The following is a 25,328-nucleotide window of genomic DNA, read 5'->3' as shown; positions in this document are numbered from 1 at the left end:
GGTCGGTCGAAAAAGGGCAACGACGGGCGGGCGTCAGCGTCGTTCCAGCCTAGGTCACGTCGTCGTTCGTCAGCGGCCCGGCGTGAGGACGAAGTCCCAGGGATCGGTGTTGACCCCGCTGACCCGGATATCGGTGACGAATCCCTGATCGGACAGGACGTTGCTCAGGGCGTCGCTCGCGGGCGTGAGCCACAGCCACTCGCTGCCGAAGTGCGAGACATCGATGAGGTACGGCGTCCCGCCGGACGCGGCCTCCCGTACTTCCGAGGCGGCGTGGTGGCGCAGGTCTGCGGTGACGTAGACGTCGGCCTGGCTCGAGCGGACGCGGTCGAAGAGGGAGTCACCAGCTCCTCCGCACACGGCGATCCTGCGCACGAGCGCGTCCTTGTCCCCCGCCACACGAACTCCTCCGGCGACGGCCGGAAGGATGGAGAACACCATCTCCGCGAACGAACCGAGTGCCATCGGAGCTCCGAGGTTGCCCACGCGCCCGATTCCCTCCTCGGGCAGGCCGTCCGCTGCCGGAGCGAGCGGTTCGACGTCCGTCAGTCCCAGCGCATCGGCCAACACGTCGGAGACACCGCCGACGGCGCTGTCACCATTCGTATGCACCGTCACCAGAGCGCATCCCGCCTCGATCAACCGGTGCACGACCTCGCCCTTGAACCCTGTCGCTGCGACGGAGGTGACCGGCCTGAGCAGCAGCGGGTGGTGGGACACGATCATCGCCGCTCCCCACGCGAGCGCCTCGTCGAGGACCTCAGCGGTCGGATCGACGGTGAACAGGATCTTCTCCACCCGGTTCTCGGACCGCCCGGCGACGAGCCCGACGGCGTCCCACCCCTCGGCGAGGCTCTCGGGCCACAATTCCTCGATCGCGAGCAGCACGTCCCCGACCGTCGGCGCTACTGCGACCGCTGCGCTCCCGTCGGCCCCGGTCCGCGCGGTACCTGTCTCTTCGTCTCCCACCGTGCCGCCGGTCGGGGACGCTTCGACGCCGGCGTCGTGATCGTTCTGTTCCATGACACCAGTAATACCTGCCGCTGCCGGCCCCTCCAACTCTGCGGGCTTCCTCCCTGGGCGGATGACAGACGGGAATCATCGGTGCCCGCCGTGCATTGACACAGTCATGAAGACTTTTGTGCTCGGAGGGGGCTGTTTCTGGTGCCTCGATGCCCTTTACCAGAAGACCCGGGGGGTGACCGAGGTCGTATCCGGTTACACCGGCGGCCATACGAAGCACCCCGACTACGACTCCGTCTGCTCGGGCATCACGGGTCATGCGGAGGTTGTCGCGGTGACCTTCGACGAGACCGTCATTCCGGAGGACGTCATCCTGGACATGTACTTCGTATCGCATGACCCGACGACGCTGAACCGACAGGGATACGACGTCGGCACGCAGTACCGGAGCGTCATGTACTACCAGGACGCGGAGCAGAAAAGCCTCTTCGAGGAAGCCATCGCGCGCAACCAGGAGAACTGGAAGAACCCGATCGTCACCGAGGTCAGCCGCCTCCCCGAGTTCCACGTGGCGGAGGAATGGCATCAGAACTACTACGCGAAGCACCCGGAACAGGGCTACTGCCAGGTGATCATCAACCCGAAGCTGTCCAAGGCCAGGAAATATTACTCCCAGTGGCTTGCCGCGTAGGCGCATCAGCACCCAGCCGTTAAGCTGACCGCCGTCGGTGACGGGGTGGCTTCCATGCGCCCGCGGCCGACGTCATCCCGAACGTCCCGACTCCTCTGAACAGGCAGGCTCCGCATGGCAAAGATCTACGACGACGTCACCCAACTGGTGGGACGCACTCCCCTCGTCCGCCTCAACCGCCTCACCGAGGGTCTCGACGCCCAGGTCGCCGTCAAGTTGGAGTTCTACAACCCCGCGAACAGCGTGAAGGACCGCATCGGCGTCGCCATCATCGACGCGGCAGAGAAGGCCGGAGCCCTGCGTCCCGGCGGCACGATCGTCGAAGGAACCTCCGGGAACACCGGTATCGCCCTGGCCATGGTGGGCGCCGCACGCGGCTACAAGGTGATCCTCACGATGCCCGAGACGATGTCGACCGAGCGCCGTGTCATGTTGCGCGCGTACGGAGCGGAGATCGTCCTGACCCCTGGTTCCGAGGGCATGCGGGGCGCCGTCGAGCGGGCAAAGGAGATCGTCGCCACGACGGAGAACGCCATCTGGGCGCAGCAGTTCGCCAACGCGGCCAACCCTGCCATCCACCGCGCGACGACGGCCGAGGAGATCTGGGACGACACCGACGGAGCCGTCGACATCTTCGTCGCGGGTGTGGGTACCGGTGGCACCATCACCGGCGTCGGTCAGGTACTCAAGGAGCGCAAGCCCGGCGTCCAGATCGTCGTCGTCGAGCCCGCGGACTCCGCGATCCTCAACGGTGGTGCGCCCGGTCCCCACAAGATCCAGGGGCTCGGCGCGAACTTCGTACCGGAGAACCTCGACCGCACGGTCTACGACGAGGTACTCGACGCCACGGTCGAGGACTCGGTGCGGGTGGCTCGTGCACTCGGCACGCAGGAGGGGATCCTCGGAGGGATCTCGTCCGGGGCGATCGTCTGGGCTGCGCTCGAGCTCGCGAAGCGACCGGAGAACGCCGGTAAGCTCATCGTGGCCGTCGTCTGCGACTTCGGCGAGCGGTACATCTCCACGGTGCTCTTCGACGACATCCGCGGCTGAACCGCGGTCAACGGTCTCCCGGCCGATCCGTTACACCTCCGTCACCCCACGAAAAGGTAGTAGTGAGCTTCCTCGAACGACTGCGCGAAGACCTCGAGACAGCGCGCGCCCACGACCCTGCTGCTCGTGGTTCGCTGGAGAACACCGTCGTCTACTCGGGGCTGCATGCGATCTGGATGCATCGGCTCACGCACCGCATGTGGCGTAACGAGCGGCTCCGGTTCCCCGCTCGCGTCCTGTCTCAACTGACTCGCGCGCTCACCGGTGTCGAGATCCATCCGGCAGCCACCATCGGCCGCCGGTTCTTCATCGACCATGGCATGGGCATCGTGATCGGCGGTACTGCCGAGATCGGTGACGACGTCATGCTCTACCAGGGGGTGACCCTCGGCGGGCGGTCGCTCGAGAAGATCAAGCGCCATCCGACGATAGGCGACCGCGTGACGATCGGAGCCGGAGCCAAGGTTCTCGGTCCGATCACGATCGGGGCGGGAAGCGCTGTCGGTGCGAACGCGGTCGTCGTGAAGGACACGCCGCCGGATTCCATCGTCACCGGGATCCCTGCGACGTTCCGCCACCGCGATTCGCGCCGGGAGACGCACCCCGCCGTCGACCCGGCGGAGTATGTGGATCCTGCTATCTACATCTGATGAGGGTCATGCGTCGCTGACGCACGACCCGATTCAAACCCGACGCAGAACGAGGAAAGCCCCGGACAGCTGTCCGGGGCTTTCCTCGTTATCGATCGACCGTGCGTCAGTGGGTGTCGACGGCCTCGATCTCGGACTTGTCCTCGCCCCAGAGGGTGTGGAACGTTCCTTCGGTGTCGACGCGGTTGTAGGTGTGGGCGCCGAAGAGGTCACGCAGGCCCTGGGTGAGCGCGGCGGGAAGGCGTGTGCGGCGCAGTCCGTCGTAGTAGGCCAGGGACGCCGAGAAGACGGGCACGGGGATGCCCAGCTGGACGGCAGTCGCGACGACGCGCCGCCAGGCCGGTACCGCGCCCGCGATCGCTTCCGCGAACGCGGGAGCGAGGAGGAGGTTAGCCGGACGGTCGTCACCGGCGTAGGCCTTCATGATGTCGTCGAGGAGCTCGGCGCGGATGATGCAACCGGCACGCCACAGCGACGCGATCTCGTCGAGCTTGAGTTCCCAGCCGTACTCCTTGGCGGCGGCCGTGAGCATGTCGATGCCCTGCGCGTAGCTCACGAGCTTGGACGCGTAGAGCGCGAGGCGGACGTCCTCGACGAAGGTCTCGGGCAGTTCGACCGTGCCCTCGTGGCCCTGCAGGACTTCCTGGGCCTGGAGGCGCTGCTCCAGCTGCGAGGACAACGCGCGGGCGAAGACAGACTCGGCGATACCCGACGTCGGGCTTCCCAGTTCGAGCGCGGAGACGACCGTCCAACGCCCGGTCCCCTTCTGCCCGGCCGCATCGACGACGACGTCGACGAAGGGCTTGCCGGTGCGCCCGTCCGTGTGACCGAGCACCTCGGCGGTGATCTCGATCAGGAACGAGGACAGGGTGCCCGAGTTCCAGTCCGTGAAGATCTTCGCCTGCTCCGCCGGCTCGATCCCCGCACCGGAACGGAGGAGATCGAAGGCCTCGCCGATGACCTGCATGTCGGCATACTCGATGCCGTTGTGCACCATCTTCACGAAGTGTCCGGCTCCATCCGTGCCGATCCAGCGGCAGCAGGGTTCGCCGTTGTACTTCGCGGAGATCTTCTCCAGCATCGGGCCGAGCGAATCGTAGGACTCGCGGGATCCACCGGGCATGATCGATGGGCCGAGGAGCGCGCCTTCCTCCCCACCGGAGACGCCGACGCCCACGAAGTGGAGGTCCTGCGCCGACAGGGCAGCTTCGCGGCGGCGGGTGTCCTCGTAGTGCGAGTTGCCGCCGTCGATCACGATGTCACCGGGTTCCAGCAACGGCGTGAGCTGATCGATCACGGAATCCACCGGCTTGCCCGCCTTGACCATGATCAGCACGCGGCGAGGCTTCTCGAGGGAGTCGACGAGCTCCTGCAGGGTCTCCGTGCGGATGAACTCGCCGTCGCCGCCGTGCTTCTCCAGCAGCGCGTCCGTCTTCTCGACCGACCTGTTGTGCAAGGCCACCGTGTAACCGTTCCGGGCGAGGTTCCGGGCGAGATTCGCCCCCATGACTGCAAGGCCTGTGACGCCGATCTGTGCGCTCAATGTGTTTCCCGTCGTTTGTCAGCTGCATGCATAGCGCTGCATGTGCCGGTGCTCCGGGCGCGTCGCCGCGCGAGCCATCCGGTCGCTTTCACACTATTACCGTGGCAACACCCGCCGCCACACCACCCGCCCCACACGGCGTTATGTTTCATCGGTGCGGCACGGCGATGTGTCCGCATTAACAGACCACGGACTGTGACGCTGGCGCCATCCGTGAAAGAATGATAAGGATGTCCGACGTTACGGTTACTCCCGCTGCCCCAGCCCCCTCTTCCTCGCGCCCTCAGGTGCGCCCTGAAGTGGAGGGTGCCGAGCCGATCGTGGCGAGCGATGGGCGCCCGTTGCTGCAGTTCAAGTCGCCGCGCGTCAGTCAGCCACCCGTGCATCTGGCGGATCTCACGCTCGTCGAGCGGCAGGAGCGCCTGAAGGAACTGGGCCACCAGGGCTTCCGCGCGAAGCAGCTGTCGACCCACTACTTCTCCCACTTCACCACCGACCCCGCGGCGATGAGCGATCTTCCCAAGGCCGGTCGGGAGGAGCTGGTGGAGTCCATGTTCCCGCCGCTGCTCACCGAGGTGAAGCGCCTGACGACGGACAACGGGGACACGATCAAGTTTCTCTGGCGTCTCTTCGACGGGGCGCTCGTGGAATCGGTCCTGATGCGCTACCCGGGCCGCGTGACGCTCTGCGTCTCCTCGCAGGCCGGCTGCGGCATGAACTGCCCCTTCTGCGCCACCGGCCAGGCCGGTCTGACGCGCAACATGTCGACGGCGGAGATCGTCGACCAGGTCGTCGCGGCCAACCGCGCCCTCGCCGAGGGTGCCCTCGGTGACCTGCGCACGGATGGCGGGCACGACGCCGATCGCGTCACCAACATCGTGTTCATGGGTATGGGCGAGCCCCTGGCGAACTACAAGCGCGTGATGGCGGCATTGCACCGGTTCGTGGACGACTCCCCGGAGGGTCTCGGCATGTCGGCGCGCAACATCACGGTGTCCACCGTGGGCCTGGTACCGGCGATCAACAAGCTCGCAGCCGAGTCCCTGCCGGTGACCTTCGCACTGTCGCTCCACGCTCCCGACGACGAGCTCCGCGACGAGCTGATTCCCGTGAACACACGCTGGAAGGTCGATGAGGCCCTCGACGCGGCCTACAACTACTACCGCACCACCGGGCGTCGGGTGAGCATCGAGTACGCACTGATCAAGGACATGAACGATCACGCCTGGCGTGCCGACCTGCTCGCAAAGAAGCTCAACCAGCGCGGGCGCGGGTGGGTGCACGTCAACCCCATCCCGCTCAATCCGACCCCTGGTTCCATCTGGACCGCGTCGGAGAAGCATGTCTCGACCGAGTTCATCAATCGGCTGCGTGCTGCCGGGATCCCGACGACGCTGCGCGATACGCGCGGCAAGGAGATCGACGGCGCCTGCGGTCAGCTTGCAGCCGGCGAGTGAGGCCACTCCGATCGGCGCGGTACTCCGATCGGGACGGCACCCCGATTGGCGCGGCACCCCGCCGAGCCGGTATAGTCGTCCCTCGTGATGGCGACCGTCGAGCGGTAGCCGACGGAACGGCATCGCAGGTTTCGGGTCTTTAGCTCAGCTGGTAGAGCGCCACGTTTACACCGTGGATGTCATCGGTTCGATCCCGGTAGGACCCACCACGGAACAGGCCGAGCCCCACTGCGGGGCTCGGCCTGTTCCTGTTTGTACCGCGTCCTGGTCGATGGCGTCCTGCACGGACTGTCCGGCGCGTGATCACCCCTCGACGCTACCCGTGCGGCAGGTTCGGCAACCGCGCGGCGAGATAGGTCAGGGCCTCGGAGACACCGACCTCGACCTTGAGCGATGCGAAGTCGTCGCCGCGGGTCGGGCCACGATTGATGATGACCACCGGTTTGCCTGCCTTGGCCGCGTGCCGGACGAAGCGCAAACCGCTCATCACCGTCAGCGATGATCCGGCGACCAGCAGGGCGTCTGCCGCATCGACCATGGCATAGGCGTCGGCCACCCTGCTCTTCGGGACATTCTCGCCGAAATAGACGAAGTCGGGCTTGAGCATTCCTCCGCAGACCGGACACGGTGCCATCACGAAATCGCCCGTGTCATCGACATCGGCATCCGCGTCCGGTGCGACGTCACCGGCGTCGGACGCACGCTCGAGGTAGCCGGGATTCAGGTCCTCGAGGATCTCCGCGATGCGCGACCGAGGGAAGACCGACGCGCATTGCAGGCAGACCACCCGGTCGAAGGTCCCGTGCAGGTCGATGACGTTGACGCTCCCGGCGGACGAGTGGAGCCTGTCGACATTCTGCGTGATCAGGCCCGAGAGCAGGCCCCGCTGCTCCAGCAGGGCGACCGCCGCGTGGCCCGCGTTGGGATCGGCTCTGCGAAGGTGGCCCCACCCCACGTGGTTCCTGGCCCAGTAGCGGCGCCGCAGATTCTCATCGCCGACGAACTGCTGGTAAGTCATCGGGTTGCGCGGCACGGACTGAGGCCCTCGATAGTCCGGAATGCCGGAGTCGGTACTCAGTCCCGCTCCGGTCAGCACCGCAAGACGCAGCCCGGCCAGCAGCTCGACTGCCTGATCGAGGAGTTCCTGCTCCCGGACCGCCATCGGGGCGAGATCGGATGCCGGGGTCCCACTGACGAAACCGGTCAGCCCGAGCTGCGGGTTGGACTCCGGACCCGGGAGGTCGTTCCCGCTCGCCCCGCCGTCACCCTGGGCGCTCACAGGGCCGCTTCGACGGCACCCAGCGTCCGTGCGTAATCGCCGATCGGTCGGCCTTGCCCGTGGGGCGAGGAAATGACCGCCCGCACGGTGCCCCCGCCGTCCAGGACATAGCTGACACGTTCGGCGAAGCCCTGGGCGTCGTCGAACGCGTCGTAAGCCCGCGTCACGGCGCCGTGGGGCCAGAAGTCGGCGAGGAGATCGAATGAGATGTCATTGGCATCCGCGAAGGCGCGCAACGTGTACTTGTGGTCGACGGAGACTGCCACGAGGGTCACGCCCGCGGCGTCGAACAGGTCGAGGTTGTCCCGCAACTGACCGAGCTCGTCGGTGCATACCCGCGAGAAGGCGAAGGGGAAGAACACGACGACAGCTCCCCCGCTGAGCGAAGAGCTCTCGACGGTCTCGCCGAACTGGTTCGCGAGGGCGAACCCGGGTGCGACGGACCCCACCTCCAGCGGCAAGGCCTACTGCTTCCGTCGACTGACGAGCCGGGTCGCGGCCCATTCCTTCGAGACGCCGGCGGACGACGTCGAATGCAGGCCGGCCGTCGGAGCGGCTTCCTGGACGTCTGCGGGAGCGACGTAGCCCGGCCGTCCGGACTTCGGCGTGAGTAGCCAGACCACACCGCCGGCTCCGAGCGAGGTCAGGGCGTCGACCAGAGCGTCGACCAGGTCACCGTCGCCACTGCGCCACCAGAGGATCACGCCGTCGACGACGTCCTGGTCATCTTCCGTGAGCAGTTCGGACCCTATGCCGTCCTCCAGGTTCTCCCGGAAGTCGAAATCGACGTCGTCGTCGTCGTAACCGAGTTCCTGAAGAAGGTCTCCATTCTTGAAACCCAACTTGCCTGCCACGTTGACCGCAGTGGCGGCTTCAGCCTCGCTCACTTAGCTCCTCCTGGAAAAACGGGACTGTCGCCTGACGGGCCCTCGTATGGAAATACATTGCTACCAGCCAACACCTTTATACGCCAAGCATCAAGCCAGTCGGGCGATTGAGGGCTCCGGAATGCATCGGTCGACCGCCACGAGCGGGAGGGGTTGTGTGCAAGCCCTCGGCGTAATCTGTCGGACGGCCTCGATCCCGCTACGCATCGAAGGCGCGGCGGCGATAGAGTGAATCGGTATATGGCCCCGGTTCCTACACCGATCGGCCGAGCATGTATCCCTGCGCGTGCCCACACGAGCCCCGCGCAGGCATAAAGCGACACAGACAAGATCTGTGGAAGTGGAGAGATATCGCGTGGCTGCAGAACAAGGTACGGCGGATATTCTGAGCGGTCTGACCGTCGGCAAGCCCGACGGCGATCCCGAAGAGACCGCGGAGTGGATCGAATCCCTCGACCAGCTGATTCGCACCCAGGGCACCGAGCGCGCGCAGTACATCATGCGTTCGCTCCTCCAGCGTGCCGGTGCACAGTCCGTGGGCGTGCCCATGGTCACCACGACGGATTACGTCAACACCATCCCTGCCGACCAGGAACCCGAGTTCCCGGGCGACGAGGAGATCGAGCGGAAGTACCGCGCATGGATGCGCTGGAACGCCGCTGTCATGGTTCACCGCGCACAGCGCCCCGAGATCGGTGTCGGTGGCCATATCTCCACCTACGCCGGTGCGGCCACGCTCTACGAGGTCGGCTTCAACCACTTCTTCAAGGGCAAGGACCACCCCAGCGGCGGCGACCAGGTGTTCTTCCAGGGACACGCGTCCCCGGGGATGTACGCGCGCGCCTACCTCGAGGGGCGCCTCACCGAAGAGGACCTCGACGGGTTCCGCCAGGAGAAGTCGAAGGAAGGGCATGCGCTCTCCTCCTACCCGCACCCGCGCCTGATGCCGGACTTCTGGGAATTCCCGACCGTCTCGATGGGCATCGGTCCCATGAACGCGATCTACCAGGCGCAGTCCAACCGCTACCTGCACAACCGCGGGATGAAGGACACGTCCGAGCAGCAGGTGTGGGCCTTCCTCGGTGACGGTGAGATGGACGAGCCCGAGTCCCGTGGCCTTCTCCAGCTCGCTGCGAACGAGAAGCTGGACAACCTGAACTTCGTCATCAACTGCAACCTGCAGCGCCTCGACGGACCGGTCCGCGGCAACGGCAAGATCATGCAGGAGCTCGAGGCGTTCTTCCGCGGCGCGGGCTGGAACGTCATCAAGGTCGTCTGGGGTCGTGAGTGGGATTCACTGCTCGCCAAGGACGACGGCGCACTCGTCGACATCATGAACCAGACTCCGGACGGTGACTACCAGACGTACAAGGCCGAGTCCGGTGGCTTCGTGCGCGACCACTTCTTCGGCAAGTCCCCCGCGACCAAAGCCATGGTCGAGGACCTCTCCGACGCAGAGATCTGGAACCTCAAGCGCGGCGGCCACGACTACCGCAAGGTCTACGCCGCCTACAAGGCAGCGACGGAGTTCAAGGGCAAGCCGACGGTCATCCTCGCCAAGACGGTCAAGGGTTACGGTCTGGGTCCGCACTTCGAGGGCCGCAATGCAACCCACCAGATGAAGAAGCTGACGAACGCCGACCTCAAGGCGTTCCGCGACCACCTGCGCATCCCCGTCACCGACGAGCAGATCGACGACGACCTCTACAACGCGCCGTACTACCACCCGGGTGCCGATGCTCCCGAGATCAAGTACCTGCTCGAGCGTCGCCGCGAACTGGGCGGTTTCGTCCCCGAACGGCGGACGAAGCACGCCGACGTCGTCCTGCCGGGGGACAAGGCCTACGAGACGGCCAAGCGCGGTTCCGGCAAGCAGATGGCCGCCACGACGATGGCCTTCGTCCGCATCCTGAAGGACCTGATGCGGGACAAGGAATTCGGCAAGCGCATCGCGCCGATCATCCCTGACGAGGCACGGACCTTCGGCATGGACGCGTTCTTCCCGACCGCCAAGATCTACAACCCCAACGGGCAGAACTACCTGTCGGTGGATCGCGATCTCGTCCTGGCGTACAAGGAGTCGATCGAGGGCCAGATCCTGCACGCGGGCATCAACGAGGCTGGGTCGATGGCAGCCTTCACGGCAGCCGGAACCGCCTATGCCACGCAGGGCCAGCCGCTCATCCCGATCTACGTGTTCTACTCGATGTTCGGTTTCCAGCGGACGGGCGACTCGATCTGGGCCGCCGCGGACCAGATGGCACGTGGTTTCATCATCGGGGCAACCGCCGGACGCACCACGCTGACGGGCGAAGGCCTGCAGCACGCGGACGGGCACTCGCCGATCCTCGCGGCGACGAACCCCGCGGTGGTCACTTACGACCCCGCATTCGGCTACGAGATCGGGCACATCGTCCGTGACGGGCTCAACAGGATGTACGGGGATATCGGCGACAACCCGGAGTCCTTCCGCAACGTCATGTACTACCTCACGGTGTACAACGAGCCGTTCGTACAGCCCGCCGAACCGGAGGAACTGGATCTGGACGGCCTGCTGAAGGGGATCTACCTCCTGAAGCCCGCGAAGGTGGACGGTCCCCGGACGCAACTGCTCGCGTCGGGTGTCGCCGTGCCGTGGGCCCTCGAAGCCCAGAAGATCCTCGCGAAGGACTGGGGAGTCTCGGCCGATGTCTGGTCGGTGACCTCCTGGAACGAGCTGCGCCGGGACGGCCTCGAGGCCGAGGAGGAAGCCTTCCTCAACCCGGGAGCAGACGCGCGGAAACCCTTCGTCACGCAGCAGCTCGAGGGTGCGACCGGGCCGATCGTCGCGGTGTCGGACTTCATGAAAGCCGTGCCCGACCAGATCCGCCAGTTCCTGCCGAACGAGTTCGCGACCCTCGGTGCGGACGGCTTCGGGTTCTCCGATACACGAGCGGCCGCTCGTAGGTTCTTCAAGATCGACAGCCACTCGGTCGTCGTCCGGGCGCTCGAGATGCTCGCACGCAGGGGCGAGGTCGACGCGAACGCGCCGAAGGAAGCCATCGAGCGGTACCGCCTGCTGGACGTGAACGCCGGAACGACTGGCAACGCCGGCGGCGACTCCTAGGACCTAAGCGGGTCCCCCGAGGGGCGACGGCGGAGCAGCTGCAGTGCTGCTCCACCGTCGCCCCTTTTTGTAGCCTTCTCACAAATGGGAGCACGTGGCACAAAGCCGTATGCTCGGAGGATGCCGCAGCCCGAAGAAGTATCCGGTAGCGCCCCGGACCGAGCCGGAGCGACGAATGCAGGCACCTCTCCCCCGGATCCGGCGACGGTCGACAAGCTGCGGGCGACGATCGGTTCGCTGTCCACGGCGACCCTCAAGCAGCTCGACGCAGACCTGCCGTGGTACCGGGGACTCCGACCGGACGAGCGGTCCGCCCTCGGCCTGGTCGCGCAGAAGGGCATCGCGTCCTTCGTCAACTGGTACCAGAAGCCGGTATCACCGGCCTGGGTGCTGAGCGACGTCTTCGGGACCGCACCGACGGAACTCACCCGCTCCATCAGCCTCCAGAAGGCCCTGCAACTCATCCGCGTCGTGGTGCAGGTCGTGGAGGACCATGTGCCCTTCCTCGCTCCCGCCGCAGACCAGGCTCCCCTCCGGGAAGCGGTCCTGCGCTACTCGCGCGAGGTGGCGTTCGCCGCGGCGGACGTCTATGCGCGCGCTGCCGAGACCCGGGGCTCCTGGGATACGCGGCTCGAAGCGCTCGTCGTCGATGCCATTCTCCGCGGTGAGAGCTCCGATGCCCTGCGTTCGCGCATCGCCGCCGTCGGGTGGAAGTCCCAGGCGCGCATCACCGTCATGGTCGGTAGTGCTCCCCCCGAGCCCAACGCCGGTTTCCTCAACGAACTCCGCCGCATCACGGGTCGGTTCGCCGAGGATGTCCTCGTCGGCATCCAGGGCGAGCGGCTCATCCTGGTGCTGGGCGGCGTGAAGGACGCAGCGAAGGCGTACCCCCGCATCAGCGAACTCTTCGGGGACGGAGCCGTCGTGTTCGGGCCCGAAGCGGAATCCCTCGTCGAAGCCAGCAGTTCGGCGCAGGCGGCATTCGCCGGCCTCACGGCGGCCCGGGCCTGGCCCGCGGCACCACGTCCCGTCTCCTCGGAGGACCTCTGGCCGGAGCGCGTCGTTTCGGGTGACGAGACAGCACGCCGCGCGCTCGTGCGGAACATCTACCGGCCGCTTGTCGCGGCATCGAACGGTCTCGAGCAGACCCTGTCCGCCTACCTCACCCTCGGGCACTCATTGGAAGCCACCTCACGCTCCCTCTTCGTCCACGCCAATACGGTGCGGTACCGCCTGCGGCGCGTCTGCGACGTGACCGGCTGGGATCCCCTCATCCCTCGGGAGGCGTACGTGCTGCAGACCGCACTCGTCGTCGGGCGCCTGTCCGCACCAACCGTGCCCCTCGTGCCCCCGTCAGGCGGATCAGCCCCCGGCTCAGGGCGCGCCGTCCGCTCGGGAGTAACCGACAAGGCCGCTCCCGCCGCGCCCGCTCGCTCGTCCAGCTTGTAGACTTCCTACAAAGGCACACTGCGAGCTTGGTTCAGCCGAACACCCGATAATGCCCCACCACTTTGGAAAGCTGGAAGAGTGCTTGCAATCGCCTGCCCGGGACAGGGCTCACAGACTCCGGGTTTCCTGAACCCATGGCTCGATCTCCCGGGAGTCCGAGGCCATCTTGAGCAGCTTAGCGACCGTGCCGGCACGGACCTGATCCGGCACGGCACCGTCTCTGACGAAGACACCATCAAGGACACCGCCGTCGCCCAGCCGCTCATCGTCGCCGCCGGCATCGTGACGGCCCGACTGCTGCTGACCGACCACACGCTGACCGCGGCGACGGTTCTCGCCGGTCACTCCGTCGGGGAGATCACCGCGTCAGCAGTTGCCGGAGCCCTCAGCGAGGAGGATGCAGTCGCCCTCGTCCGCGTCCGCGCCAACGCCATGGCCGAGGCAGCCGGCGCGACCCCCACCGGCATGAGCGCCGTTCTCGGCGGCGACCCGGAGGAAGTCGCTTCGCGGCTGGCCGATCTGGAGCTCACGGCAGCGAACGCCAATGGGGGCGGGCAGGTCGTCGCAGCCGGAACTCTGGACCAGCTCGCCGCCCTCGCCGACAATCCGCCGGCCAAGGCCCGCGTGATCGCACTGAAGGTCGCCGGAGCCTTCCACACCAGCCACATGGCTCCTGCGGTCACTGCACTCGAGCAGTTGCGGCCTCTGCTGGCTCCAGCCGACCCCATCGCCACCCTCATCTCCAACTACGACGGCAACCCGGTGGCTACCGGCGACGGCAATCTCGACAGCCTCATCGCGCAGGTGTCACGTCCGGTGCGATGGGATCTGTGCATGGAATCCATGCAGGGCATGGGTGTCACCGGCATGATCGAACTGTCTCCCGCAGGGACGCTGACCGGTCTCGCGAAGCGCGGAATGCGCGGTACGGCGACCTTCGCCGTAAAATCGCCGGAGGACCTGGACGCCGCCCGCAGCTTCATCGAAGACCACACGCGGACCACGGACCTCGATCCGTCCCTTAGACCTGAAGGACCCCAGTGAGCATCACCGCGATCAAGCAAGCGCCCCTCCGCGAGCACACCCGACTTCTCGGCGTCGGCGCCTACCGGCCGGAGATCATCGTCACCAACGACGACGTGTGCCAGTGGATCGACTCGTCGGACGAGTGGATCCGGCAGCGCACGGGCATCGTCACACGCCACCGGGCTCCCCGCGACGTCAGTGTCATCGACATGGCGGAGGCAGCCTCCCGGGAAGCTCTGGCCGCCGCCGGCATCGACGCATCCCAGCTCGGCGCGGTCCTCGTCTCGACCGTGACGCACCCCTACGCGACACCGTCCGCGGCCGCGCAGCTGACGGACCGCCTCGGTGCGACTCCGGCGCCCGCCTTCGACATCTCCGCGGCATGTGCAGGGTACTGCTACGGCATTGCACAGGGCGACGCCCTGGTGCATGCAGGGACGGCCGAGTACGTGCTGGTCGTCGGCGTGGAAAAGCTGTCGGACTTCATCGACAACTCCGACCGGACCATCTCGTTCCTGCTCGGCGACGGCGCCGGTGCCGTCGTCATCGGGCCTGGCGACACACCCGGAATCGGCCCTTCGGTCTGGGGTTCGGATGGCAGCAAGCACGAGTCGATCCGCATGACGCGCTCGCTCACCGATGTCCGTGACTACGCGCTCGGCGCCGTCGCGACGGATACCGAACGCGACGAAGACATCGACGCCGGCCGCGAGAGCCTCTGGCCGACCATGCGCCAGGACGGGCCGACCGTCTTCCGTTGGGCCGTATGGGAGATGGCGAAAGTCGCGCAGCGGGCACTGGACGAAGCGGGTGTGACAGCCGATGATCTGGCCGTCTTCCTTCCCCATCAGGCCAACATCCGTATCATCGATGAGATGGTGAAGCAGTTGAAGCTTCCCGAGCACGTCCACGTCGCGCGGGACATCGTCGACGCCGGCAACACCTCGGCTGCTTCGATTCCCCTGGCCATGCATCGCACACTCAAGGAACAGCCCGAACTCAGCGGCAAGCTCGCGCTGCAGATCGGTTTCGGCGCCGGCCTCGTCTTCGGGGCGCAGGTCGTGGTTCTTCCGTAGATTTCAAGCCCAGACCGCGCACAGTGCGGTTTGACCATCCCCGCCGGCACACCGGCAAGAACAGAAAAGGAGCCACCATGGCTAGCAATGAAGAGATCCTGTCCGGTCTGGCCGAGATCGTGAACGAGGAGACGGGCCTCGCGCCCGAGTCGGTCGAGATGGACAAGTCCTTCACCGACGACCTCGACATCGACTCCATCTCGATGATGACCATCGTCGTCAACGCGGAGGAGAAGTTCGGCGTCCGCATCCCCGACGAAGAGGTCAAGAACCTGAAGACCGTCGGCGACGCCGTCAACTTCATCTCGGGCGCGCAGGCCTAGTTCCAGCCCTTTCCAGCGCTGCGGCCGCTCCCGGTGTCACCGCCGTGGGCGGCCGTATTCGTCATCTCCCTGCCCCGGCGCTGCCGGCGCACGCCACAGCTTTGAAAGAGTGACCATGCCACGCAAAGTCGTCATCACCGGACTCGGTGCAACCACCCCCATCGGCGGGGATGTTCCCACCATGTGGGCCAACTCCCTCAAGGGCGTATCGGGCGCACGGACGATCGAGGCCGACTGGGTGCAGAAGTACGAGCTGCCCGTGACCTTCGCCGCCCAGATCGCCACCCCGGCCGCGGAGGTCCTCACCCGCGTCGAGGCGAAGCGCATGGACCCGTCGACGCAGTTCGCCGTGGTCGCTTCCCGGGAGGCCTGGCGTGACTCCGGTATCGAGGAGGTCGACAAGGACCGCCTTGCTGTGGCGTTCGCTACCGGAATCGGCGGGGTATGGACCCTGCTCGACGCATGGGACGTCCTGCGCGAGAAGGGACCCCGGCGTGTCCTCCCCATGACCGTTCCGATGCTGATGCCGAACGGGCCCGCGGCGGCGGTGAGCCTGGATCTGGGCGCACGTGCGGGGGCGCACACACCAGTATCGGCCTGTGCCTCCGGCACCGAAGCGCTGCATCAGGGACTCGAGCTGATCCGCTCCGGGAAGGCCGACGTCGTCGTGTGCGGTGGCGCCGAGGCCGCGATCCATCCGATGCCCATCGCGGCCTTCGCTGCCATGCAGGCATTGTCGCGGCGCAATGACGAGCCCGAACTCGCATCGCGTCCGTATGACACCAACCGCGACGGGTTCGTCATGGGCGAGGGAGCCGGCGCCCTCGTCATCGAGGCCGAGGAGCACGCCCTCGCCCGCGGTGCACGTATCTACGCCGAGCTGGGTGGCACCTCCGTCACTGCCGACGCCTACCACATCACAGCGCCGGACCCCGAAGGCCTCGGAGCCACACGTGCATTGAAGGCCGCACTCTTCGACGCGCGGGCCCAGGCGGAGGACGTCGTCCACGTCAACGCCCACGCGACATCGACACCCGTCGGTGACAAGCCCGAGTACACCGCTCTGAAAGCTGCACTGGGTTCCCACGTCGACCAGGTAGCCGTATCGGCCACCAAGTCACAGACCGGTCACCTCCTGGGAGCGTCCGGAGCTGTCGAGGCCGTCATGACGGTGCTTGCGATCCACGACCGGAAGGTCCCCGTCACGATCAATCTCGACAACCAGGATCCCGAGATTCCACTGGATGTGGTCACCTCACCCAGGGAACTGCCTCAGGGCGACATCGTCGCACTGAGCAACTCGTTCGGGTTCGGCGGCCACAACGCCGTCATCGTGCTTCGCAGCGTCTGATCCACCCGCCAAGCCCGGATACGCGAGAGGCGCCACCCATCGGTGGCGCCTCTCGCGTATCGGGTTACCAGCCGATCCGCTTGTTTCTGTCTCGCGAGTACCCCGCTATGGAACGGGACCATCAGCTAGAACCCTCGTGGGGTTGTCAGCCCACCTGGTGGAGCCAGCGAACGGGAGCACCCTCGGCGGCATGCCGGAAGGGTTCGAGCTCCTCGTCCCACGACTCCCCCAGCGCCAGGGACAACTCGTGGTAGACCGCGGCCGGGTCGCCGGCACCCGTCTCGTAGGCATAGCGGATGCGGTCCTCGGTCACCATGATGTTGCCGTGCACGTCCGTCGTGGCGTGGAAGATCCCCAGCTCCGGGGTGTGCGACCACCGGCCGCCGTCTGCCCCGGCGCTCTGCTCCTCGGTGACCTCATAGCGGAGGTGCGCCCAACCCCGGAGGGCAGAAGCAAGCTGCGCCCCTGAACCCTGCGGTCCTATCCACGACAGCTCCGCACGCAACATTCCGGGCGCGGCGGGCTGCGCCGTCCACTCCATGTCGATGCGCTTGTCCAGCACAGAACCGATGGCCCACTCGACATGAGGGCACAACGCAGAAGGGGCTGAGTGCACGTATAGGACACCGCGCGCCATCACAACAGACATTCCATCCTCCATAGCTGTAGGTACGTCTTCCCCAACGACCTTCTATGGCTGATGACACTGCGATGAATCGACGGAACCTCCACGAGACCTACCCGCACGCACGGCGCGGGCTCCCTGTGACTATTGCCCATTGTGCCCGAGAAGGGGAAATTCCGCCACTGTAACTACTGCAGTGCTATTCAGCGCTTCGCTGCCAGCGTTCGTGAAAGATCCGAAGCACCTCAGGCCCTGGGGTGCGCCTGCTCGTAGCTGCGCCGGAGACGATCGACGGAGACATGGGTATACAGCTGGGTGGTTGCCAGGCTCGAGTGTCCGAGGAGCTCCTGTACCGCCCGGAGGTCGGCCCCTCCGTCCAGGAGGTGGGTCGCGGCGCTGTGCCGTAGTGCGTGCGGGCCACGCGCCGCGGTGTCACCGAGGCTCTCCAGCGCTTCCTTCACCTGGGTTCGGACAGCACGCTGGTCGATCCGCCCGCCGCGGCGTCCGAGGAACAGCGCAGGCCCGCTCTTCTCCGTCCACCACTGCGCCCGGCCGCGCCTCAGCCAGTCATCGAGAGCATATGCCGCTGGAGTGCCGTAAGGGACCGTGCGCTCCTTCGAGCCCTTACCCAGCACCACGAGCGTTCGTCGCTCGGCGTCCACATCGTCCACGTCGAGTCCGACGAGTTCTCCGACGCGGATCCCTGTCCCGTACAGGAGTTCGAGCATCGCGCGTCGCTGCAGCAGGTGCGGGTCGCCCTGCTCGGCGTGGTCGTTCATCCCGTCGAGCAACGAGGCCGCCTGCTGGTGAGTCAGCACCGTCGGCAGGCTGCCGTGTCGCTTCGGGGACCGCAACCGGACAGCGGGATTGGCGGGGATGAGTTCTTCGCGCACAGCCCAATCCATGAAGCTCCGTATCGAAGCGGCTCGCCGAGCGATGGTGGAACGGGAAAGCCCTGCCCCGTCGAGTGCACCCAGCCAGGAGCGGAAGTGGTGCAGTTCGAGCTGTCCCACCTCGGATACCCCTGCCTGGGCAGCATGCGAGAGGAAGAGTTCTAGATCCTTCCGATATGCCCTGATAGTGTGCGTCGAGCGATTGCGCTCCCGCACCAGATAGTTCTCGTATCCCTGGATGGTTTGGAAGAGACCAGCAACCAGAGGAGCACTGCCTTCTGTCATCTCCGCCTTCCCTGCCAGCAACCACCGGCAAGCCAGCATAGCCTGGACCTCTCACTGGAACGGGGATCACCTGCGTGCTTCTTCGAGTACCCGTGAAGGCCCGGCTGCGCTCCGGCCCCTGCGCCTCAGTCGCCGGTTGCATGACCGGTACGCCCTCGGCGCTATCCGGGGTCGGCGCTGACGCCTTCGAACTGCCGGTATGCAGGACTTCCCCGACTGCCAGGCAGTGCAGATCACGCTTCACCGGGCGCTCGATGAAGCGAAATGTTCCTCCCGTTCCAGCAACGCCATCTTGGCATCGGTGCCCGCGGAGTACCCCACGACAGCGCCTGCACTGCTGACCACCCGATGGCCAGGAATGACGATGGAGAGTGGGTTGGCCCTGACTGCCGCTCCGATCGCCCGCCCCATGCTCGCGTTCCCCAGGGCGGCCGCCACATCGCGGTAGCTTCGCTTTTCGCCGTAGGGAATCTGCACCAGTGCAGCCCACACTTGTCGCTGGAACGGCGTTCCCCGAGGCTCGATCGGTATGTCGAAGGCTCGACGGGAGCCTTCGAAATATCCGTCGATCTCCCGCGTTGCCGCATCGAGCAACTCAAAGGTGGTGTGCGTCGGACCATACATCCCATCCGTGGCCGTCCGGCACGCACCGCCCCTCTCCGGCGTACGCAGGACATTGATGGGTAGACCGAGGAGGGACTGCGCCGGACAGGGATCGTGGTTCTCGTGGTAGATACCGGTCACCGCCGAACCGGATGCGACGATCCGCAGCGAACCGATCGGTGTCGCCATCACGCAGTGGAACCGCTCGTCGTCTCCGGTGTTCGTCCTTGCACTGTCCATCCCTGATCTCCTGTCCTGGTGTTGCTGCGGGCGGTGACCGGCGGTCACCGATAGTGTCGGCGCGTCGAATATCGGCACTCGTCGTCGTGGGTGCGCCGAGCAGGTCACTTCTTCTCTCGGCGCCACCCCTCGCTCGTCTTTCTGGCCAGACCTTCGATCTCCAGTCGCGTGAGGCCGCTGATGACCTCCTTTGCAGAAAGCCCCGCCACCTGCGCGAGCTTGTCGACCGTCGTCCACGCACGAACCGGTAACGCGTCCAGGAGCAGGAGATCCGGTATGGTCAGCCCGTCGTGATCCTTCCTGGGTGCTGACTCCTCCCTCACTCGGTCGCCGAAGGGGTCAGTTCCGAGTGGACCCGCCAGCTCGGCCACGTCTGCCGCGTCCGTGGTGCAGACAGCCGTACCGTCCCTGAGCAGCCGATGGCAGCCGGCGGAGTTGGCCGAATGGACAGAGCCCGGTACTGCGCCGACAGGCCTGCCCAGGCCGGCCGCGTGATGGGCGGTATTGAGAGCGCCGGAGCGCCACCGCGCCTCGATGACGACGGTGACGGCGCTGAGCGCAGCGATGATCCTGTTGCGCTGCAGGAACCTCCACCGGGTCGGCGAACTGCCGGGTGGTACCTCGGAGATCAGGAGGCCGCGCTGCATGATTGTTCTCAACAGGTCTTCATTCCCTGCCGGGTAGTATCGGTCGACACCGCACGCGAGGACCGCGATTGTCGCCGGAGGCCCGCCTGCCTCGGAATCCACCCCGACCACGGCCAGTGCGGCGCGGTGTGCCTGTGCATCGATGCCGTACGCGCCCCCCGACACGATCGTGTAACCACGGCTCGAGAGGCCGGACGCCATGTCCGCCGTCACCGAGGCTCCGTAGTTGGTGCTGTCGCGCGACCCCACGAGCGCAGCGATGCAGCTCGACTCGGGAATTCTCGAGTGTCCCCGCACCCACAGACACAGCGGTGCCGAGCCTTGCAAGTCGTCGAGGGAATGGGGCCACTCTGTCGATTCAGGCACCACCAGTCGCCCGCCCAGCCGTTCCAGCGTCGCGAGGTCACGCGCGGGAGCCAGGTCACGAAGCCTCGGCGACCACCGGTCCAGCCCGTCCGTCAGGAGGTTGCTGCGAGCAGGTTCGACGTCAAGTGCCGAGCACAGCTGCAATGTCATGTCTCTGCCCGCAGCGATGTCCCGTCGAGCGATCCGCAGGGCATCGACCGGGCCCGCAATGGACACCAGTGCGAGCCCGACGGCATCAGAGGGTTCGAACAACCGCGAAAGGGCAGCTCGTGCCAGCGTGGTCTCCAGCAAGCTACTCACGCTGCTCGCTCCTGCAGCCGGAACCCGAGAGCGGTGACGACATCATCGGCGCTCGGCCTGTCCTGACCGGCGAGATCAGCGATGGTCCACGCCACCCGGAGGACCCGGTCCCAGCCGCGCGCGCTGATCAGGTTGCGCTCCAGCGCCTTGTCCAAAGGGGCAGTGACCGACCGGGGCAACGCGAGGTCACCACGAAGGATACGTCCCTGCACCTCGGCGTTGGTTGCGTACTTCCACCCTCGCAGCCTCTCTCGCTGGGCCTCCCTTGCCTTCGCGACGCGAAGAGCGACTGTTGCTGATTGCTCAGCCGGCTCTGCCCCCACGTAATCGGCCAGCCCCACCCTTTGCACGACCAACTGCAGGTCCACGCGGTCCAGCAGCGGACCGGAGAGCCTGTTGAAGTACCGCCGGCGCTGCTGGGCAGTGCACATGCAGTCGATTCCCTTGCCGCTCGCCAGCCCGCAGGGGCACGGGTTGAGAGCGAGGACGAGTTGGAAGCGGGCGGGATAGGTAGCAGTACCTGACGAGCGGTGCAGTACCAGTCGCCCACTTTCCAGGGGCTCGCGCAGCGCCTCGAGCACACGGCGCTCGTACTCCGGTGCCTCGTCGAGGAACAGGATCCCGCGATGGGCACGTGACGCAGCACCCGGCCTAGGGATGCCACTTCCTCCTCCGATGATGGAGGCGGGCGTCGCAGTATGATGCGGGCTCTCGAAGGGCGGCTTCCGAACCAGCTCCGTACAGTGCTTCTCACCACTCAGGCTGTGAATAGCGGTGACCTCCATCGCATGGTCATCCTGCAGATCCGGCAGGATGCCCGGTAGCCGCTCGGCCAGCATCGTCTTCCCTGCTCCCGGCGGTCCGACCATGAGCAGGTGATGAGCGCCGGCCGCGGCGATCTCCAGCGCGTACCTCGCTTCGTGCTGTCCTGCTATGTCCGACAGGTCCCGTAGCGGTCCGGCCGATACGACGGGAACCTGAGGCACCTGCCGCTGTGCCCGCACGGGCACCGTGACCTGGGCATCGTCTGCCCCGAAGGCAAGTGCGACGTCGGCAAGCGTCAGGAAGGAGCGGACCTCGGCGGAGGGAACCAGGGCTGCCTCAGCAGCATTCTCCGCGGCGACCACGATGCTTCGATGACCGGCGTCCACCGCCGCCATGACGGCCGGCAGGACACCATGGACCGGCCTCAGCTGCCCGTCCAATCCCAATTCCGCGATGAACACCGTGGAGCCGGAACCTCGCACGTCCCCGGCCGCTGCCAGTGCAGACATGACGATTGCCAGATCGAAGGATGATCCGCGTTTCGGAAGCGAGGCGGGAATGAGGTTGACCGTGATCTTCCGGCGACTGAGCGGTACGCCTGCGTTGCGTGCTGCGGCCCTGATGCGGTCCTTCGCCTCATTCAGGGACGCGTCCGGCAGGCCGAGCAGCACGAACGCCGGCAGGGTTTGACCGATGTCGGCCTCGACCTCCACGACATGACCGTTCATACCCACCAGGGACACCGCGTAGGTGCGTCCGAGTGGCATCAGACCACTGCTCGCACATGTTCGACCCGTGGTGCGCCGGAGCCGTCGTCGAGGACACCGACGGCGTCGATACGGAAGCCGCTGAAGCGCAGGTTGTGCGCTCGGGCCCACTTCGAGGCGAGCACGTAGAGTCTCTCGAGCTTGCCGGCGGTGATCGCCTCCAATGGTTGGCCGAAGTTGTCCGAGCTACGGGTCTTCACCTCGACGATGACGAGCGTCGATCCGTCGATGGCTACGAGGTCGATCTCCCCTGCGGGACACCTCCAGTTGCGATCGACGATCTTCAGCCCGGCCCGTTCGAGAAACACAGCGGCCGTCGCTTCCCCGCGACGACCCAGTTGATCTTTCGCCAACATGGCTTCACCTCCCAGCCTCAGCCTTCGGGATGGGCGGGTGGAGGAGGACCTCGTTCAGGGCTATGTGGACAACGAGCACGGTAGGCGTCGCACAGGGCGCAGTTGTGCACAGTGCGAGAAAGCGGTGGCACCAGCCCGTACTCGCTCGTAGCGTGGGAGCGTGGGTTTACAGTTCCCGTCACGTCGGCCGCAACGAAAAGGAGAGACAGTGTCAGAAAGCAGCGCCCTACCCAGTGGCACGGAGGCGGACCGCCAGGAACAGGGGACCATCGTCCCCTCCGGCGCCGCCGGACCCGGTCCGGACATCGTGAGCGCCGGAACTGGCGGGTCGGAAGCCGATCTCCAGGAACAGGCCGTCCCGGCGGATTCGGCAGAGACAACGGATACCGGCAGCATCGGAGGCGAAGGAACAGGCGGGTCCGAGGCGGACCGTCTGGAACAGGTTGCGGTCGTGCCGCTCGAAGGAGAAGACGCCTTCCCCCGTGGCGCAGCCGATGAGGACAGGTCGCAGTGACCCGGGCAATGCGTACCCGGACGACGCCGGCCTAGGCCGCAGCGACCTGCGCAACGCCGGCCGTGACGACGCCCGCCCGGGAAACGCCAACTCAGGCCACGTCACTTGTTGCGGTCGAAGGTGCGTTAGGCCGATCCTCCGCCAGCCTCCCCTGAGGGACGGCTACTGGTCCGTGCCTGCGGTTCCGGCAGCGCAGCAGAGAAGCAGTATCAGTTGCCCAGCGTGCCGTCCTTCGGCAACGCGATGTCATCCGATTTCGACAGCTCCTCGACGTTGACGTCCTTGAAGGTGATGACGCGCACGTTCTTCACGAAACGCGCTGATCGGTAGACGTCCCACACCCACGCGTCCTGCAGCGTCAGGTCGAAGTAGATCTCGCCGTCGGCCGACCGGGCCTGCAGGTCCACGTTGTTGGCGAGGTAGAAGCGGCGCTCCGTCTCCACGACGTAGCTGAACAGCCCGACGACGTCGCGGTATTCGCGGTAGAGCTGAAGCTCCATGTCGGTTTCGTAGTTCTCAAGATCCTCGGCGCTCATTCGACCATCATCCTCCAATTTCGACGCGTGGCATGTCGGGCCGGTCCAGGCTTCCCAGTCGCCACGTCTTCCGGTGATACTCGCTGGGTCCGACGACGTCGATCGCCGCCCGGTGTCCCTCGGTGGCGTAGCCCTTGTTCACATCCCAGCCGAACGCAGGATGGTCGCTCGCCAGGGACACCATCAGGGCATCGCGCTCCACCTTCGCCAGAACGCTTGCGGCTGCGACGCTCTGGCACGTCAGGTCGGCCTTGATCCGCGTGCGCACGGGTGCGGTGCAGCCAGCTACCTCGATCTGCGTCGGCCCGTCAGGCTCGAAGAGGGCCTCCTGGGCGGCCGGCGTGGAGAGCCAGTCGTGGTTGCCGTCGAGGATCACGGCGTCCGGCCTCACCGTCTCGAGAACGGACGCCCAGGCCCTGCTGCCGGCGGTGCGCAGGGCGGCCATCAGCCCCAGTTCGTCGATCTCGGCAGCACTGGCATGCCCCACGGCGGAGGCCGCTGACCAGCGGCGGATGCGCGGCACCAATGCCTCGCGCTCGGCCGGCAGGAGCAGTTTGCTGTCACGAACTCCGCGGAGGGTCTTCGAGGCGTCGAGGTCGACGACGACGATCCCGACCGAGACCGGCCCGGCCAGGGCTCCCCTGCCGACCTCGTCGCACCCGGCGATGTACCGGTGGCCGTCGACGGCGAAGGACTTCTCGAACCTCAGGCTGGGAGCAGTGGAGCGCTTCTTGCGCAGAGGTGCCGTCATTCTGCAGGGACGGGCTGTGCCGACGGTTGCGGATCGGGGACGTCGTCGAACACGTCCGGATGGTTGCCGAGGAAGCCGATGCGATTCAGCGGCCAGGCGATGACGGCCGCTTTGCCTTGGATGTCATCGACATCGACGAAACCCTCGCCGGGCTTGTCCCGGTTTGCCCGTGAGTCGGCGGAAGCGTTGCGGTGGTCCCCCATCACCCAGATCCGGCCCTCGGGTACCACCACGTCGAACGGGAGGTCGGAAGGATTCGCTCCCGGATACAGGTAGGGCTCGTCGAGCGGCTGCCCGTTCACGGTGATGCGTCCTTGTGCATCACAGCAGATCACATGATCGCCAGGAAGACCGATGACACGCTTCACGAGGTGCTGCTGCGACTCGTCCGGGGCCAGCCCGATGAAGATCATCGCCTCCTTCAACCAGCTGACCTCCACCTCGGCCTGTTCGGGCAGCCAGCCTTCGGTGTCGCGGAACACGACGATGTCGCCGCGTTTCAGATCGAAGGGCTGCGGCACGAGCTGATTGACGAAGATCCGATCGTCGATCTCCAGAGTCTCCTCCATCGATCCCGACGGGATGAAGAACGCCCGGAAGAGAAAGGTCTTGATGAGGAAGGACAGCACCAGCGCGATCACCACGATCGTGCCGATCTCCTTCAGCCACGCGAGGAAACCCCGATCCGTGTTCTTCGTGTCGTGCTTCGGGCTCCGGGAGGCATCGGCGGAACCGGCCGGCACGGCGGCTTCAGGATCGAAAGCGGGTACTGCGGGTGTCTCGGCCCCAGAGGGCGACTTCCTGCGGAAGCTCCGTGCCATGTGCTGAT

25 protein-coding genes and 1 tRNA gene are annotated in these 25,328 nt (G+C 66.2%); 12 read left to right on the top strand and 14 right to left on the bottom strand.

The features are described from left to right. Positions 1-69: 69 nt before the first annotated feature. The gene (locus tag FDK12_RS03370; protein ID WP_137368175.1) at positions 70-1,023 is read right to left on the bottom strand and encodes a Nif3-like dinuclear metal center hexameric protein; all 954 of its coding nucleotides are present in this window, start codon (positions 1,021-1,023) and stop codon (positions 70-72) included. Between the two features lie 106 nt (positions 1,024-1,129). Between FDK12_RS03370 and msrA the strand changes: the two genes are divergently transcribed. From msrA to epsC, 3 genes are all read left to right on the top strand, one after another. Continuing rightward, positions 1,130-1,654, top strand: a complete 525-nt coding sequence (msrA, locus tag FDK12_RS03365; protein WP_104118521.1) for a peptide-methionine (S)-S-oxide reductase MsrA — start codon at positions 1,130-1,132, stop codon at positions 1,652-1,654. A 114-nt stretch (positions 1,655-1,768) separates the two neighbouring features. Then, complete coding sequence (cysK, locus tag FDK12_RS03360) at positions 1,769-2,704, top strand: cysteine synthase A (protein WP_104118520.1); 936 nt, start codon at positions 1,769-1,771, stop codon at positions 2,702-2,704. Positions 2,705-2,766: 62 nt separating this feature from the next. Next, positions 2,767-3,354, top strand: coding sequence for a serine O-acetyltransferase EpsC (gene epsC / locus FDK12_RS03355; protein ID WP_137368174.1), 588 nt, complete (start codon positions 2,767-2,769; stop codon positions 3,352-3,354). Between the two features lie 106 nt (positions 3,355-3,460). Here the strand turns inward: epsC and gndA are convergent, their stop codons facing one another. Further along, the gene (gndA, locus tag FDK12_RS03350) at positions 3,461-4,897 is read right to left on the bottom strand and encodes an NADP-dependent phosphogluconate dehydrogenase (RefSeq protein WP_137368173.1); all 1,437 of its coding nucleotides are present in this window, start codon (positions 4,895-4,897) and stop codon (positions 3,461-3,463) included. A gap of 230 nt (positions 4,898-5,127) precedes the next feature. Between gndA and rlmN the strand changes: the two genes are divergently transcribed. Then, the gene (gene rlmN / locus FDK12_RS03345; protein ID WP_411266146.1) at positions 5,128-6,354 is read left to right on the top strand and encodes a 23S rRNA (adenine(2503)-C(2))-methyltransferase RlmN; all 1,227 of its coding nucleotides are present in this window, start codon (positions 5,128-5,130) and stop codon (positions 6,352-6,354) included. Positions 6,355-6,487: 133 nt separating this feature from the next. Next, positions 6,488-6,563, top strand: a tRNA-Val gene (locus FDK12_RS03340). Positions 6,564-6,670: 107 nt separating this feature from the next. On the opposite strand, the gene FDK12_RS03335 is transcribed toward FDK12_RS03340, so the two are convergent. From FDK12_RS03335 to FDK12_RS03325, 3 genes are all read right to left on the bottom strand, one after another. Next, positions 6,671-7,516: an NAD-dependent protein deacetylase gene (locus FDK12_RS03335; protein WP_137368302.1), complete on the bottom strand. Its 846-nt coding sequence runs from the start codon at positions 7,514-7,516 to the stop codon at positions 6,671-6,673. 113 nt (positions 7,517-7,629) lie between these two features. After that, positions 7,630-8,094 (bottom strand): redoxin domain-containing protein, encoded by a 465-nt coding sequence (locus tag FDK12_RS03330; RefSeq protein WP_137368171.1) that lies wholly within the window; start codon positions 8,092-8,094, stop codon positions 7,630-7,632. Positions 8,095-8,097: 3 nt separating this feature from the next. Continuing rightward, positions 8,098-8,520 carry a DUF3052 domain-containing protein gene (locus tag FDK12_RS03325; protein WP_137368170.1) on the bottom strand — a complete coding sequence of 141 codons (423 nt, stop codon included), beginning with the start codon at positions 8,518-8,520 and terminating at the stop codon, positions 8,098-8,100. A 355-nt stretch (positions 8,521-8,875) separates the two neighbouring features. Here FDK12_RS03325 and aceE point away from each other — a divergent pair, with 355 nt between their 5' ends. The 6 genes from aceE (at position 8,876) to fabF (ending at position 16,851) form a co-directional block, all read left to right on the top strand. Further along, positions 8,876-11,626 (top strand): pyruvate dehydrogenase (acetyl-transferring), homodimeric type, encoded by a 2,751-nt coding sequence (gene aceE, locus FDK12_RS03320; protein ID WP_137368169.1) that lies wholly within the window; start codon positions 8,876-8,878, stop codon positions 11,624-11,626. Between the two features lie 120 nt (positions 11,627-11,746). Continuing rightward, on the top strand, positions 11,747-13,075 hold the full coding sequence (locus FDK12_RS03315) for a PucR family transcriptional regulator (RefSeq protein WP_411266145.1): 1,329 nt from the start codon (positions 11,747-11,749) through the stop codon (positions 13,073-13,075). A gap of 78 nt (positions 13,076-13,153) precedes the next feature. After that, positions 13,154-14,119, top strand: a complete 966-nt coding sequence (locus FDK12_RS03310) for an ACP S-malonyltransferase (RefSeq protein WP_137368167.1) — start codon at positions 13,154-13,156, stop codon at positions 14,117-14,119. Next, positions 14,116-15,177, top strand: coding sequence for a beta-ketoacyl-ACP synthase III (locus FDK12_RS03305; protein ID WP_137368166.1), 1,062 nt, complete (start codon positions 14,116-14,118; stop codon positions 15,175-15,177). The genes FDK12_RS03310 and FDK12_RS03305 overlap by 4 nt, the downstream gene beginning before the upstream one ends. 77 nt (positions 15,178-15,254) lie before the next feature. Further along, the gene (locus FDK12_RS03300; protein WP_104118510.1) at positions 15,255-15,500 is read left to right on the top strand and encodes an acyl carrier protein; all 246 of its coding nucleotides are present in this window, start codon (positions 15,255-15,257) and stop codon (positions 15,498-15,500) included. A gap of 115 nt (positions 15,501-15,615) precedes the next feature. Next, positions 15,616-16,851: a beta-ketoacyl-ACP synthase II gene (gene fabF / locus FDK12_RS03295; RefSeq protein WP_137368165.1), complete on the top strand. Its 1,236-nt coding sequence runs from the start codon at positions 15,616-15,618 to the stop codon at positions 16,849-16,851. A 145-nt stretch (positions 16,852-16,996) separates the two neighbouring features. Here the strand turns inward: fabF and FDK12_RS03290 are convergent, their stop codons facing one another. The 6 genes from FDK12_RS03290 to FDK12_RS03265 form a co-directional block, all read right to left on the bottom strand. Further along, positions 16,997-17,500: a DUF3145 domain-containing protein gene (locus FDK12_RS03290; RefSeq protein ID WP_104118508.1), complete on the bottom strand. Its 504-nt coding sequence runs from the start codon at positions 17,498-17,500 to the stop codon at positions 16,997-16,999. 221 nt (positions 17,501-17,721) lie between these two features. Continuing rightward, entirely contained in the window at positions 17,722-18,654 is a 933-nt protein-coding gene (locus FDK12_RS03285; RefSeq protein WP_137368164.1) for a tyrosine recombinase XerC, read from the bottom strand. Positions 18,655-18,894: 240 nt separating this feature from the next. Further along, the gene (locus FDK12_RS03280) at positions 18,895-19,497 is read right to left on the bottom strand and encodes a methylated-DNA--[protein]-cysteine S-methyltransferase (RefSeq protein WP_137368163.1); all 603 of its coding nucleotides are present in this window, start codon (positions 19,495-19,497) and stop codon (positions 18,895-18,897) included. A 104-nt stretch (positions 19,498-19,601) separates the two neighbouring features. Next, positions 19,602-20,810 carry a DNA-processing protein DprA gene (dprA, locus tag FDK12_RS03275; protein ID WP_223263048.1) on the bottom strand — a complete coding sequence of 403 codons (1,209 nt, stop codon included), beginning with the start codon at positions 20,808-20,810 and terminating at the stop codon, positions 19,602-19,604. Further along, positions 20,807-22,342 carry a YifB family Mg chelatase-like AAA ATPase gene (locus FDK12_RS03270; protein WP_137368162.1) on the bottom strand — a complete coding sequence of 512 codons (1,536 nt, stop codon included), beginning with the start codon at positions 22,340-22,342 and terminating at the stop codon, positions 20,807-20,809. Before FDK12_RS03270 ends, dprA begins: the two co-directional genes overlap by 4 nt. After that, positions 22,342-22,698, bottom strand: coding sequence for a YraN family protein (locus FDK12_RS03265; RefSeq protein WP_137368161.1), 357 nt, complete (start codon positions 22,696-22,698; stop codon positions 22,342-22,344). The genes FDK12_RS03270 and FDK12_RS03265 overlap by 1 nt, the downstream gene beginning before the upstream one ends. A gap of 208 nt (positions 22,699-22,906) precedes the next feature. Here FDK12_RS03265 and FDK12_RS03260 point away from each other — a divergent pair, with 208 nt between their 5' ends. Next, positions 22,907-23,212 carry a hypothetical protein gene (locus FDK12_RS03260; protein WP_137368160.1) on the top strand — a complete coding sequence of 102 codons (306 nt, stop codon included), beginning with the start codon at positions 22,907-22,909 and terminating at the stop codon, positions 23,210-23,212. Positions 23,213-23,421: 209 nt separating this feature from the next. On the opposite strand, the gene FDK12_RS03255 is transcribed toward FDK12_RS03260, so the two are convergent. From FDK12_RS03255 to lepB, 3 genes are read right to left on the bottom strand one after another with little or no spacing between them, the layout of a single operon-like run. After that, positions 23,422-23,748, bottom strand: a complete 327-nt coding sequence (locus tag FDK12_RS03255; protein ID WP_104118502.1) for a DUF2469 domain-containing protein — start codon at positions 23,746-23,748, stop codon at positions 23,422-23,424. Positions 23,749-23,755: 7 nt separating this feature from the next. After that, positions 23,756-24,499, bottom strand: a complete 744-nt coding sequence (locus FDK12_RS03250; protein WP_137368159.1) for a ribonuclease HII — start codon at positions 24,497-24,499, stop codon at positions 23,756-23,758. Further along, complete coding sequence (gene lepB / locus FDK12_RS03245) at positions 24,496-25,320, bottom strand: signal peptidase I (RefSeq protein WP_137368158.1); 825 nt, start codon at positions 25,318-25,320, stop codon at positions 24,496-24,498. Before lepB ends, FDK12_RS03250 begins: the two co-directional genes overlap by 4 nt. Positions 25,321-25,328 lie beyond the last annotated feature (8 nt).

The organism is Arthrobacter sp. NamB2 (genome assembly GCF_005281365.1).
In the GTDB taxonomy this organism is placed as follows: Bacteria; Actinomycetota; Actinomycetes; order Actinomycetales; family Micrococcaceae; genus Arthrobacter_D.
Note: the sequence above shows the minus strand (reverse complement) of the source record. Positions and strands in the feature narration are given on the sequence as shown.

Excerpts from the sequence above, each read along its gene's own strand:
- FDK12_RS03315 (WP_411266145.1), top strand. The coding sequence starts at position 11,747 with ATGCCGCAGCCCGAAGAAGTATCCGGTAGCGCCCCGGACCGAGCCGGA.
- FDK12_RS03300 (WP_104118510.1), top strand. The coding sequence starts at position 15,255 with ATGGCTAGCAATGAAGAGATCCTGTCCGGTCTGGCCGAGATCGTGAAC.
- lepB (WP_137368158.1), bottom strand. The coding sequence starts at position 25,320 with ATGGCACGGAGCTTCCGCAGGAAGTCGCCCTCTGGGGCCGAGACACCC.
- FDK12_RS03335 (WP_137368302.1), bottom strand. The coding sequence starts at position 7,516 with ATGGCGGTCCGGGAGCAGGAACTCCTCGATCAGGCAGTCGAGCTGCTG.
- FDK12_RS03270 (WP_137368162.1), bottom strand. The coding sequence starts at position 22,342 with ATGCCACTCGGACGCACCTACGCGGTGTCCCTGGTGGGTATGAACGGT.
- rlmN (WP_411266146.1), top strand. The coding sequence starts at position 5,128 with ATGTCCGACGTTACGGTTACTCCCGCTGCCCCAGCCCCCTCTTCCTCG.
- FDK12_RS03255 (WP_104118502.1), bottom strand. The coding sequence starts at position 23,748 with ATGAGCGCCGAGGATCTTGAGAACTACGAAACCGACATGGAGCTTCAG.
- fabF (WP_137368165.1), top strand. The coding sequence starts at position 15,616 with ATGCCACGCAAAGTCGTCATCACCGGACTCGGTGCAACCACCCCCATC.
- FDK12_RS03265 (WP_137368161.1), bottom strand. The coding sequence starts at position 22,698 with ATGTTGGCGAAAGATCAACTGGGTCGTCGCGGGGAAGCGACGGCCGCT.
- FDK12_RS03280 (WP_137368163.1), bottom strand. The coding sequence starts at position 19,497 with ATGGACAGTGCAAGGACGAACACCGGAGACGACGAGCGGTTCCACTGC.
- cysK (WP_104118520.1), top strand. The coding sequence starts at position 1,769 with ATGGCAAAGATCTACGACGACGTCACCCAACTGGTGGGACGCACTCCC.
- FDK12_RS03370 (WP_137368175.1), bottom strand. The coding sequence starts at position 1,023 with ATGGAACAGAACGATCACGACGCCGGCGTCGAAGCGTCCCCGACCGGC.
- FDK12_RS03250 (WP_137368159.1), bottom strand. The coding sequence starts at position 24,499 with ATGACGGCACCTCTGCGCAAGAAGCGCTCCACTGCTCCCAGCCTGAGG.
- FDK12_RS03290 (WP_104118508.1), bottom strand. The coding sequence starts at position 17,500 with ATGTCTGTTGTGATGGCGCGCGGTGTCCTATACGTGCACTCAGCCCCT.
- msrA (WP_104118521.1), top strand. The coding sequence starts at position 1,130 with ATGAAGACTTTTGTGCTCGGAGGGGGCTGTTTCTGGTGCCTCGATGCC.
- FDK12_RS03285 (WP_137368164.1), bottom strand. The coding sequence starts at position 18,654 with ATGACAGAAGGCAGTGCTCCTCTGGTTGCTGGTCTCTTCCAAACCATC.